An 11,462-nucleotide genomic window follows, 5' to 3' on the forward strand; every position below is an offset into this window, starting at 1 on the left:
ACCCCTGATGTTCTGAAGAAGGATCCGATATGACTGATCTGCGCAAACGCTGCGAACTGGCGGCGCTCTTTGCCGCCGCTGCGGCCGCCCTGACGGGCTGTGGCAAGAAGGAAGAACCGGCCCCGGCACCGGCCCCTGTGGCACAGGCGCCGGCGCCCAAGCCCGAGCCATTGAAGATCGCCTTTGCCTATGTCGGCCCGGTGGGGGACGGGGGCTGGTCGTTTGCGCACGACAACGGCCGCAAGGCCATCGAAAAGGAGTTCGGCGACAAGGTGGCCACCAGTTTCGTCGACAGCGTGCCCGAGTCGGCCGACGCCGACCGCGTGCTGCGCGATCTGGTCGGCCAGGGCAACCAGCTGATATTCGGCACCACCTTCGGCTACATGGAGCCGATGCTCAAGGTGGCGCAAGACAACCCGGGCGTCCGGTTCGAGCATGCCACGGGCTACAAGACCGCCGAGAACATGCGCACCTATGACAGCCGCACTTACGAAGGCGCGTACATGGCGGGCATCATCGCCGGCGCGATGACCCGCACGAACCAGCTCGGCGTGGTCGGCTCGGTGCCCATTCCCGAAGTGCTGCGCAACATCAACAGCTTCACGCTCGGGGCGCAATCGGTCAACCCCAAGATCAAGACCCGTGTCGTGTGGGTCAACGAATGGTTCAGCCCCCCGAAGGAAACCGAGGCCGCCACCACGCTGATCAACGGCGGTGCCGATGTGCTGTTCCAGAACACCGACTCGGCCGCCGTGCTCAAGACCGCGCAGGACAAGGGCAAGCGCGCCTTTGGCTGGGACTCCGACATGACCGCCTACGGCCCCAAGGCCCACCTGGCATCGGCCGTGATCAACTGGGGCCCCTACTATGTCAAGGCCACCCGGGATGCGCTCGAAGGCACCTGGGCCACGGGCCAAAGCTGGTGGGGCGTCAAGGAAGGCGCGATCGACATCGTCTCGATCGCCGATGACGTGCCCGCCGAAACCCGGGCCAAGGTCGACGCCGTGAAAAAGGGCCTGGCCGACGGCAGCTACCAGATCTGGAAAGGCCCGATCCTGGGCCAGGACGGCAAGCCCGTGCTGGCAACGGACGCCGTGGCCGACGACAAATTCCTGGGCGGCATCAACTTTTACGTCAAGGGCGTGGAAGGCAAGATCCCGGGCGGCGACAAGCCGTAGTGTCGCGTCACCGGTCATCTGTCGGTCTGCGCTGGCCATCGAAGCGCATCGCGGCGTTGCATCGCTTGCCAATACAGCTCGGTATGGGCAAGCGATGCGCCTTGCGCTGCGCTCCGATGGCTGCGCGCAGCCTACGACATCTGATCGGTGACGCGACACTAGCCGTTCGTAGCCCCCCCGCAGAACCCGGCGGGGGCCGGCGGCATCGGTCCAGGGCAAGGCCACGGCAGCGGTGCGCTGGCAGGCGGCCCTTTCCCACCGGCGCCAAAACCGGCGCCCGATCGTCCGGACGAAACACGCAAACCAAGGTCTCATCGTTCGTTGTCTCCAACGCGACAGGCTCGGCAGCGGTGCGACGGCAATCCTCCGCCCGGGGTCACCGGGCCGCCGTATGGTACGGTTTGACCTTTGCCGAAAGCGCCCGGCCGGGTGCCAAGCCCGGTCTGGTTCCATTCCTGAAGCATCCGTGCACTGTGTCGGCGTCGCTTGCCGTACATCTGTACTGTCTGCGCTGCGCCTTCGCGTTCACGAACGATTCAGGAATGGAATGAACCCCGAACCATCTGCCCCCCATGCAACGCGAACCCCAACCCTGTCCCGACCTCGGCTTGCAGCCCATCAGCCAGGATGTGCTGTGCGAGAAATACCTCAAGCCCGGTGAAACCACGGCGCAAATGCTCTACCAGCGCGTGGCGCGGGCCTTGGCGTCGGTGGAAGCCCCGGAACTGCGCAGCCGATACGAGGCCCTGTTCCTGGCCAACCTGCAAGCCGGAGCGATTGGCGCGGGCCGCATCATGAGCGCCGCCGGCACCGACATCCAGGCCACGTTGATCAACTGCTTCGTGCAGCCGGTGGGCGACTGCATACAGGGCCAGGACGAGGACGGCTTTCCCGGCATCTACGAGGCGCTGCGCGAGGCGGCCGAGACCATGCGGCGCGGCGGCGGCGTGGGCTACGACTTCTCGCGCATCCGGCCCAAGGGCGCGCGGGTCATGGCCACGGCGTCGATGGCCTCGGGGCCTTGCAGCTACATGAACGTGTTCGACCAGTCCTGCGCCACCGTGGAGAGCGCCGGCGCGCGCCGGGGCGCGCAAATGGGCGTGCTGCGCATAGACCACCCCGATGTGCACGAATTCATCAGCGCCAAGCGCCAGCCGGGCCGGTGGAACAACTTCAATGTGTCGGTGAGCGTGCCCGATGCGTTCATTCAGGCGCTGCAAGACGACGCTGCCTGGGATCTGGTGCACAAGGCCCGCCCCGGCGCCGCCTTGCTGGCCCAGGGCGCGCACCAGCGCGCCGACGGCCAGTGGGTCTATGCCAGCGTGCCGGCGCGCGCGCTGTGGGAGCGCATCATGCGTTCGGCCTACGACTATGCCGAGCCGGGCATCCTGTTCCTGGGCCGCATCAACGAGGACAACAACCTACATTACTGCGAGACCATCACGGCCACCAACCCCTGCGGCGAGCAGCCCCTGCCCGCCTATGGCTGCTGCGACCTGGGCCCCGTCATCCTGCCCCGCTTCGTGCGCCACCCTTTTGGCTTTGGCGGTGCCGCGGCTTTCGACTTCGAGGCTTTCGCGCAGGCCGTGGCGTTGCAGGTGCGGGCGCTGGACAATGTGCTCGACCTGACCTATTGGCCGCTGCCGCAGCAGCGCGAGGAGGCCATGGCCAAGCGCCGCATCGGGGTGGGCTTTACCGGCCTGGGCAACACGCTGGCCATGCTGTGCCTGCGCTACGACCGGCCCGAGGGCCGCGCCATGGCGGTGCGCATTGCCCGGTGCATGCGCGATGCCGCTTATCGCGCGTCGGTCGACCTGGCACGCGAGAAAGGGGCCTTCCCCCACTTTTCTGCCGGGCCGTACCTGGCCGAGGGCCGTTTTGCCAGCCGCCTGCCCGAGGCGCTCAAGGCCGCGATCCGCCAGCATGGCATCCGCAACAGCCATCTGCTGTCGATCGCCCCCACCGGCACCGTCAGCCTGGCTTTTGCCGACAACGCCTCCAACGGCATCGAGCCTTCGTTCGCGTGGACCTACAAGCGCAAAAAACGCGCGGCCGACGGCGGCAGCACCGAGTACGCGGTGCAAGACCATGCCTGGCGCCTGTACCGCGAACTCGGCGGCGATGCGCAGGCCCTGCCGGACTATTTCGTCTCGGCCCTGGACATGCCCGTCCAGGCGCATATTGCGATGATGGAGGCGGTGCAGCCCTGGGTCGATACGGCCATCTCCAAGACGGTCAACATTCCTGTCGACTACCCCTACGAAGACTTCAAAGACCTGTACCTGCAAGCCTGGCGCGCGCGGCTCAAGGGCCTGGCGACCTACCGGCCCAATGCCATCCTGGGCGCGGTGCTGGAGACCGATGCGGCCCCGGCTACGGTCCCGGCTGCGTCACCTGCTGCACCAGCGGCAGCGCCTGCGGTGCCCCCGGTCGATCCGATGCGCGCCGTGATCGAAAGCCGGCCGCAGGGCGGTCTGCCGGCAGTGGCCGAGAAACTGGAGTATTGGACGCAGGAAGGCCACAAGACGCTGTACCTGATCGTCTCGTTCCTGCCCGTTGCCACGGGCCAGGGCAGCGTCGACCGGGCCATCGAGTTTTTCATGCCGGTGGGCCAAAGCGGCGAATCCCAGCAGTGGATCACGTCGAGCATGCGCATGCTGTCGCTGGCAGCGCGCGGCGGCTTTCTGGAGCGCGCGCTCGGCGACATGCGCAAGGTGGCCTGGGACCGGGGCCCGGTGCGCCTGGGCAGCCACCGCAAGGACGACGGCACGCTGGTGCCGATGTGGCACGACTCCGAAGTGGCGGCCATGGCCTATGCGATCCAGAACATCCTGGCGCGCCGCGTGCGCGACCCGGTGCAGCAACGGCTGCCGCTGGACGAACCGGCGCCCCCCCTGCCCGTGCCGCAGGCCATGATCGGCAAGAAATGCAACGAATGCGGCGCCCATGCCGTGATCCGCAAGGACGGCTGCGACTACTGCACCCAATGCGGCCAACTCGGCGCCTGCGGGTGAGCGCGGGCCGCGCGCGGCCTCACAGCGGATGCTCGGTGTAGAACTTGCCCCCGTGGTACAGCAGCGGCGGTACGCCTTGGCGGTGCGCGCAGCGCTCGACCTCGCCGACAAAGATGATGTGGTCGCCCTCTTGGTGCCGGCTGCGGTTGAAGCACTCGAACGTGGCCGCCGCACCGGCCAGCAGCGGGGCGCCGTGGATGCCGGGGCGGTGTTCCAGACCGGCCCAGCGGTCGATGCCGCGGGTGGCAAAGCGCTGGGCCAGGGCCTTCTGGTCTGCCGCCAGCACATGGATGGCGTAGTGCGAGCCGTTGGCAAAGACCGGCATGGTGCTGGCGCCATGCGCCAGGCTCCACAGCACCAGCGGCGGCTCCAGCGACACCGAATTGAAGGAACTGGCCGTCAACCCAACCAACTTGCCCGCCGCATTGCGGGCAGTCACGATGGTCACGCCCGTGGCAAACATACCCAGGGCGTCTCGGAACTCGCGGGGGGAAAAACTCGGCGGCTGAGCCAGAGCAGGGTGGGAGCAGGAGCGGTTCACGAAAACGGCGGCGACGGTGGTGCGCTGGCGGGCAGCCAAGCAGGTAGGCGGGCAGGCAGGAATGCCGCCATTATCAGCGCCGGCCCGCCCAAGTGCCGTGGCGGGGCTGCCGCGCCACCGCCCCGGCGACGGGTGCGGGGCCTCGCCGTGCGCGATCGACGCGGCGGCGCAATCCGTCGGTCGGTCGGGCGGGCGGGCAGTGCCGCACGACGGCCGCGTTTTACGCCAGCGCAGGCCGCTGCGCGACCGGCTTCGTCAGGTCGTCGCCCCCGAGGCGTCGAAGGGGGCGCGGGGGGATTGCGCCCGACCGAGGAAGCCGAAGTTCAGCGCCGGCTGCTCGCCGCTGATGAGTTCGGCCAGCGCCTTGCCGGAGCCGGCGCCATGGGTCCAGCCCAGCGTGCCGTGGCCGGCATTCACCCACAGCTTGCGCAGGCGCGTCTGGCCGATGAACGGGATGTTGCTCGGCGTGGCCGGGCGCAGGCCGCACCAGTACTGCGGGTTGCCGCCCTGCCCGGGATTGCGGGTGTCGCACACGCCGGGCAGGATTTCTTCGATGCGGCGCGACAGCATGTGGCAGCGCGCCTTGGCCACGGCGCTGTCGAGCGTCAGGTCGAAGCCGCCCAGCTCGATGGTGCCGGCCACGCGCAGCCTGTCGCCCAGGCGGGTCAGCGCGATCTTGCGCCCGTCGTCGATGGTCGACACCCAAGGCGCAGCCTCAGGCCGCAGCAACGGGAACGTGGCGCTGTAGCCCTTGCCGGGGTAGATCGGCAAATCCACACCCACGCTGCGCAGCAGCGGCGCGCTGTACGAGCCACATGCGACGACGATGGCGTCGGCTTGCACGATGAACGCTTTGCCGGCGCCGGCGCCGGAGGGTTGCGGCATGACGGTGACGGAATCGATCGCATCCCCGGTCTTGTGCAACTGCCGCACCTCATGGCCGTACAGGAACTGCGCGCCGCGCGCGGCGCAACGCCGGGCCAGCGCTTGCGTGAAGACATGGGCGTCGCCGCTTTCATCGCTGCTGGTGTAAGTGCCGCCGGCGATGTGCGCGCCATAGGCTTTGAACGCAGGCTCGATCTGCAGCAGTTCATCGCGGCTGACCAGGCGGCGCTGCACGCCATGCCTGCGCATCAGTTGCACCGCCTGGCCGGCGGCATCGAGCGACTTCTGGTCGGTGTAGAAATGGGCGATGCCGCGTTCGAGCCGGTGGTACTCGATGCCCGTGGCCTGCACCACTTCTTTGAGCGCGGCATGGCTGTAGGCGCCGAGCGCGACGATCTGCGCCACATTGCGCTCGAACGCCGCGTCGTTGCACTGGGCCAGAAATTGCAGGCCCCAGCGCCATTGCTGCCAGTCGAGCTGCGGGCGCAGCAGCAGCGGGGCCTCTTTGTCGAACATCCACTTGAGCGCCTTGAGCGGCGCAGAGCGGTTGGCCCAAGGCTCGCAGTAGCTCACCGAGATCTGTCCGGCATTGGCAAAACTGGTCTCCAGCGCAGCGTCGGGCTGGCGCTCGACCACGGTGACTTCGTGGCCGCGCTCGAGCAACTGCCAGGCGGTGCTGATGCCGATGATGCCGGCGCCCAGAACGATGGTTTTCATCGCGCGCAGTGTGCGCCCGATCGCGCGCCAGCAACAGCGGGATTAAACTTCTTCAAAAATCATCAGCACATCTAATACAAACCTAATACAAGCACGCACGCGGCAAGGCTTGCCGAGCACGTTCAAGGACCATGAGCAGCTACGATCCCGCCGCGCTGGAATGCCTGGCCGCCATCGTCGAAGAGGGCGGTTTCGAGCGTGCCGCGCAGCGCCTGAATGTCACGCAGTCGGCGGTGTCGCAGCGCTTGCGTGTGCTGGAGGCCCAGGTAGGCTCGGTGCTGATCGTGCGCAGCCGGCCGCTGCGGCCCACCCCGGCCGGGCAGTTGCTGCTCAAGCACACCAAGCAGTTGCGGCTGCTGCGCGCCGGCCTGGAGCGCGACTTGCAAGAGTTGGCCCCGAGCGCCCCCGCTGGCACGCGCGAGGACGAGCGCATCGCGATCGCCATCAACGCCGACAGCATTGCCACCTGGGCCATGGGCGCGTTGCACGCTCTGGTGCAGCAGCGTCTGCCGCTGGAGATCATCGTCGATGACCAGGACTTCACCCAGGAATGGCTGCGCAGCGGCCAGGTGCTCGGCTGCGTGACCACGCTGCGCCAGGCTTTGCGCGGTTGCAAGATGGTGCCGCTGGGGGCCATGCGTTACGTGGCCGTGGCGGCGACGGGCTACGCGCAGCAGCACCTGCCGCAGGGGCTGAGCGCCCATAACTTCCGGGCGGTGTCGTTTCTGTCGTTCAACCGCAAGGACGACATGGCCGCCGAGTTCGTGGCGCGCGCGTTCGGGCTCAGGCGCGTGGCGCTCAATCAATTGTTCGTGCCGGGGTCGGAGGCACAGATGCGCGCCGTGGCCGCAGGCTGGGCCGTGGGCGTGGTGCCCGAACTACTGGCCCGTGGCCCGGTGGCCGACGGCAGCATGGTCGACCTGGCGCCCGGCAGGTCGTTGCCGATTGCGCTGTATTGGCATTGCTGGAACCTGGAATCGGCCTTGCTCGATGCGCTGTCTGCGGCGCTGACGGGGGCTGCCGCCCAGGCGCTGGTCGCAGCAGCCTGACCCCTATTTGCCGATGCAAAAGCGCGCGAAGATGGCCCCGAGCAGGTCGTCGCTGGTGAACGCGCCGGTGATGCTGTCGAGCGCGTTTTGCGCCAGCCGCAGTTCTTCGGCCAGCAGTTCCAGCGCCGCACCCCGGGCCTGCAACTGGTCTGCGGCTTGCTCCAAATGGGCCGCCGCCATTTGCAGCGCCTGGACATGCCGGGCGCGGGCGATGCAAATGCCCTCGGGGACCGATTGCCAGCCCGCCACCTCCAGCAGGATGCGCCGCAAGCCATCGAGCCCCTGACCGGTGCGGGCCGACAGTTGCACCGCCGGGCGCGGGGCAGGTGCAGGGCGGGCGGATGCGGGGGGTACGGCGGCCGATTCGGTCGGTGCGGTCGGTGCGGCCAATTCGGCCGGAGCGGCAACGCAGTCGAGCTTGTTCCAGACATCGATCACGGCAACGCCTGGAGGCAGCTTCCGGGCCAGCGCGCGTTCTATTTCGGCGTCGTCAGCGATGTATTTTGGCGTCTGCGCGCGCGCCAGGTCGTGCAGGAACAGCACGGCATCGGCAGCGGCCATCGCCTCCCAACTGCGCGCGATGCCGATGCGTTCGACCTCATCGTCGCTGGCGCGCAAGCCGGCCGTGTCGATGATGCGCAGCGGCACGCCCTCGATCTGTATGGTCTGCTGCACCTTGTCGCGGGTGGTGCCCGCCACCGGCGTGACGATGGCCAACTCGGCCCCGGCCAGCGCGTTGAGCAGCGAGCTCTTGCCCGCATTCGGTTGGCCGGCAATGACCACCTCGATGCCATCGCGCAGCAATGCGCCCTGGCGCGCCTGTTGCAGCACCGCGCCCAGCGCTTGCCGCAGTCTCGACAGTTGTCCGCGCGCGTCGGCCTGGTGCAGGAAATCGGTCTCCTCTTCCGGAAAGTCGAGGCTGGCCTCGACCAACGTGCGCAGCGCTATCAGCGCATCGCACAGGCCATGAATTCCGGCGGAAAAGGCCCCGCTGAGCGACCGGCTGGCACTGCGCGCCGCCGCCTCGGTGCTGGCGTCGATCAGGTCGGCAATGGCCTCGGCCTGGGCCAGGTCGATCTTGTCGTTGAGGAAGGCGCGCTCGGTGAACTCTCCCGGCTGCGCCAGCCGCAGCCCGGGCAGGCAGGGCCGCCCGGTGGCCGGATCAGCGCCGGCGCCGGCCTCCAGGCAGCGCGCCAGCAGCAGTTGCAGCACCACCGGCCCGCCATGGGCTTGCAACTCCAGCACATCTTCGCCGGTGTAGCTGTGCGGGCCTGGAAAGTACAGCGCCAGCCCCTGGTCGATGGGCTGCCCCCGGGCGTCGCGAAAAGCCAGGTAGGTCGCCATGCGCGGCTGGAGCGCGCGCCCGCACAGGGCCTGCGCCAGCGCGCCGAGCGCGTTGCCCGAGACCCGCACGATGCCGATCGCCCCGCGTCCGGCAGCGCTGGCGATGGCCACGATGGGGTCATGCCGCCTCACCGGAACTTGGGCAGATTGAACTGCGGCGGCACGCCCATGCGGGTGTTGATGATCCACTGCTGCGCAATCGACAGGATGTTGTTGGTCAGCCAGTACAGCACCAGGCCGGCCGGGAAGAAGAAAAACATCACGCTGAAGATCAGCGGCATGAACCACATCATCTTGGCCTGCATCGGATCGGGCGGCGCCGGGTTCAGCGCCGTCTGCAACAGTGAACTGGCCGTCATCAACAGCGGCAGGATGAAGAGCGGGTCGGGTGTGGACAGATCATGGATCCAGCCGATCCACGGCGCGTTGCGCATCTCCACGCTGGACAGCAGCACCCAGTACAGCGCGATGAACACCGGAATCTGGATCACGATCGGAAAGCAGCCCCCCATCGGGTTGACCTTTTCCTCGCGGTAGATGCGCATCATCTCCTGCTGCATCTGTTGCGGCTTGTCCTTCAGGCGCTCGCGCATCTCCATGATCTTGGGATTGATGGCCTTCATCTTGGCCATGCTGGCGTAGGCTTTGGCATTGAGCCAATAGAACGCGATCTTGAGCAGCAACACCAGACCGACGATGGACCAGCCCCAGTTGCGCAGCAGCTTGTGCAACTGTTCGAGCAGCCAGTACAGCGGCTTGGCCAGGATGGTCAGCCAGCCGTAGTCCTTGACCAGTTCCAGCCCGGGGGACAGGGTCTCCAGCATGGTTTCGACCTGCGGGCCGGCGAACAGGCGGGCGTCGAGCGTCCGGCTGGCACCGGGCGCGATGCTGCCCAGCGGCGTGAGCATGCCCACCGAGTACAGGTTGGTGTCGACCTTGCGGGTGAACGGTTGGCGCTGCACCCCATCGGCCAGCAGCCAGGCCGTGGCAAAGTAATGCTGCACCATCGCGACATAGCCGTCGGGCGCCTCCTTGGGGATATCGACCTTGTCGTTTTCTATGTCCTTGAACTCGATCTTCTGGTACTTCTTGGCGTCGGTGTAGACCGCAGGGCCGGTGAAGGTGGAATAAAACGAGGACTCTCCGGGCGGCTTGTTGCCGTCGCGCACCAGTTGCAGATACAACTGTGGCGACACGGTAGCGCTGCCGGTGTTGACCACCTCATGCCGGACGGCAATCGCATAGCTGCCGCGCCGGAGGGTCCAGGTCTTGACCAGCTTCAGGCCGCCCTGGCTCGGCGACTCGAAGCGGATGGCCAGCTCGTTCGCGCCCTCGGCCAGTTCGCGCGGGCCGGGCAGCGCCGTCATCGGCGTCTTGTGCGTGGGAAAGCTGCCGCCGATCAGCCCCGTCTGCGCCACATAGACGCGCTGCGCGCTTTCGTCGAGCAGCAGGAAGCGCCGGGTCTTGTCGGCCATGTCGGCATGTTCGAGCAGTTCGGCATGGGTCAGCGAGCCGCCTTGGCTGTCAAAAGTCAGGCGGTACAGGTCGGTCTGGACCTGCACCCGTTCGCGCGCGACAGGGACTGCGGCGGGCTGCCCGGACACTGCGGGTTGACCAGGCACGGCGTCCGGGGATGCGCCGGCGGCAGGCGCCGGGACATGGGCCGCATCTGCGCTGGCCGGCCTGGCGCCTGCGCTGGCGGCAGGCGCAGTCGGCGCAGGGGCGGGGAAAAACAGGGCCCTGTTGCCGTTATGCACTTGCCACTTGTCCCACAACAAAATCATGGAAAAGCCAAAAATCACCCACAAGACGGAGCGGCGAATGTCGTTCATGAAGACTTCTTTGCTGAAGATGGTTGGGCGCGTGCGGACGCAAGCGGCAGGCCGAGCCGAGAGAACAGCCGCAGGCTGCGCGGCAATGCCTGCGGAAGCGGATCATGGCCCCCGTCACACCAGGGGTGGCAGCGTAGCAGCCTGTGCAACGTCAGAACGCTACCGGCCGCAGCGCCATGCTGCGCCAGCGCCTGTAGCGCGTAGCGCGAGCAGCTCGGCTCGAACCGGCAGGCCGAGCCGAGCCAGGGACTGAGCCAGAACCGATAGCCCCGAACCACGGCGATGAGCAGGCGCTGCATCATCGCGCGGCCTGGCCAAAAAGCTGCACCAGTTCGGCACGGACGGCCTGCCGCAGCGGCTCGGATCGGGCGCTGACGAACTGCTGGCGGTCAAAGGCGCTGCGCAAGCGCACCACATGGGCGGCCTGCGCCAGCCGCGTCTCGAACAGAGCGCCCACGGTATAGATCTGTCGCTTGATGGCGTTGCGTGTCACGGCGCGGCGCGCCCAGCGCTTGGGCAGCACGACCCCGAGCCAGACGCCGGGCACGGCGAACAGGGCCGGCCGGGCTGGCGGCGTCGGCATATCCAGCGCCAGCCGGTGCAGCGCAAAATGCGCGGTGCGCGCGACCGTGCCCCCTGTCATCGCCGCCTGGAACTGCGCACGGGTTTTCAGCCGTTGCATGCTGCGCCGATCGAGACCGGAACCTGACGGGCAGACCGGGGGCCAGGCGTAGACCGACAGCGGCGACCTCAGACGGCCAAGCGCTTGCGGCCCTTGGCGCGGCGCGCGTTGATCACGGCCCGCCCGCCCCGGGTCTTCATGCGCACGAGAAAGCCATGGGTGCGCGCGCGGCGCGTCTTGGAGGGCTGATAGGTGCGTTTCATGCTGTGGTTTCCTTAAA

11 protein-coding genes are annotated in these 11,462 nt (G+C 67.7%); 4 read left to right on the top strand and 7 right to left on the bottom strand.

What is annotated here, in order from left to right; translation table 11 throughout:
* The first annotated feature begins 29 nt into the window (after window positions 1-29).
* The 3 genes from VEIS_RS24310 to VEIS_RS24315 are packed head-to-tail and all read left to right on the top strand — an operon-like array spanning window position 30 to window position 4,192.
* Complete coding sequence (locus VEIS_RS24310) at window positions 30-1,178, top strand: BMP family ABC transporter substrate-binding protein (protein WP_011812670.1); 1,149 nt, start codon at window positions 30-32, stop codon at window positions 1,176-1,178.
* Complete coding sequence (locus VEIS_RS29460; protein ID WP_157048665.1) at window positions 1,178-1,729, top strand: hypothetical protein; 552 nt, start codon at window positions 1,178-1,180, stop codon at window positions 1,727-1,729. Before VEIS_RS24310 ends, VEIS_RS29460 begins: the two co-directional genes overlap by 1 nt.
* Window positions 1,730-1,750: 21 nt before the next feature.
* Entirely contained in the window at window positions 1,751-4,192 is a 2,442-nt protein-coding gene (locus VEIS_RS24315; protein WP_011812671.1) for an adenosylcobalamin-dependent ribonucleoside-diphosphate reductase, read from the top strand.
* A gap of 19 nt (window positions 4,193-4,211) precedes the next feature.
* On the opposite strand, the gene VEIS_RS24320 is transcribed toward VEIS_RS24315, so the two are convergent.
* Window positions 4,212-4,733 carry a flavin reductase family protein gene (locus VEIS_RS24320; RefSeq protein WP_011812672.1) on the bottom strand — a complete coding sequence of 174 codons (522 nt, stop codon included), beginning with the start codon at window positions 4,731-4,733 and terminating at the stop codon, window positions 4,212-4,214.
* 255 nt (window positions 4,734-4,988) lie between these two features.
* Window positions 4,989-6,335 carry a D-amino acid dehydrogenase gene (locus tag VEIS_RS24325; RefSeq protein ID WP_011812673.1) on the bottom strand — a complete coding sequence of 449 codons (1,347 nt, stop codon included), beginning with the start codon at window positions 6,333-6,335 and terminating at the stop codon, window positions 4,989-4,991.
* Between the two features lie 131 nt (window positions 6,336-6,466).
* Between VEIS_RS24325 and VEIS_RS24330 the strand changes: the two genes are divergently transcribed.
* Entirely contained in the window at window positions 6,467-7,384 is a 918-nt protein-coding gene (locus VEIS_RS24330; RefSeq protein WP_011812674.1) for a LysR family transcriptional regulator ArgP, read from the top strand.
* Between the two features lie 3 nt (window positions 7,385-7,387).
* Here VEIS_RS24330 and mnmE read toward each other — a convergent pair whose 3' ends face one another.
* From mnmE to rpmH, 5 genes are all read right to left on the bottom strand, one after another.
* A complete protein-coding gene (gene mnmE / locus VEIS_RS24335) occupies window positions 7,388-8,860 on the bottom strand; it encodes a tRNA uridine-5-carboxymethylaminomethyl(34) synthesis GTPase MnmE (RefSeq protein WP_011812675.1) in 1,473 nt (490 codons plus the stop codon).
* Window positions 8,857-10,560: a membrane protein insertase YidC gene (yidC, locus tag VEIS_RS24340; RefSeq protein WP_011812676.1), complete on the bottom strand. Its 1,704-nt coding sequence runs from the start codon at window positions 10,558-10,560 to the stop codon at window positions 8,857-8,859. Before yidC ends, mnmE begins: the two co-directional genes overlap by 4 nt.
* Entirely contained in the window at window positions 10,557-10,862 is a 306-nt protein-coding gene (gene yidD / locus VEIS_RS27490) for a membrane protein insertion efficiency factor YidD (protein WP_083758711.1), read from the bottom strand. The genes yidC and yidD overlap by 4 nt, the downstream gene beginning before the upstream one ends.
* A complete protein-coding gene (locus VEIS_RS24345) occupies window positions 10,859-11,242 on the bottom strand; it encodes a ribonuclease P protein component (RefSeq protein WP_011812678.1) in 384 nt (127 codons plus the stop codon). The genes yidD and VEIS_RS24345 overlap by 4 nt, the downstream gene beginning before the upstream one ends.
* Before the next feature lie 68 nt (window positions 11,243-11,310).
* Window positions 11,311-11,445 (bottom strand): 50S ribosomal protein L34, encoded by a 135-nt coding sequence (gene rpmH / locus VEIS_RS24350; protein ID WP_005798102.1) that lies wholly within the window; start codon window positions 11,443-11,445, stop codon window positions 11,311-11,313.
* Window positions 11,446-11,462: the final 17 nt, after the last annotated feature.

The sequence above is a fragment of the Verminephrobacter eiseniae EF01-2 genome (assembly GCF_000015565.1).
GTDB classification, from domain to species: Bacteria; Pseudomonadota; Gammaproteobacteria; order Burkholderiales; family Burkholderiaceae_C; genus Acidovorax; species Acidovorax eiseniae.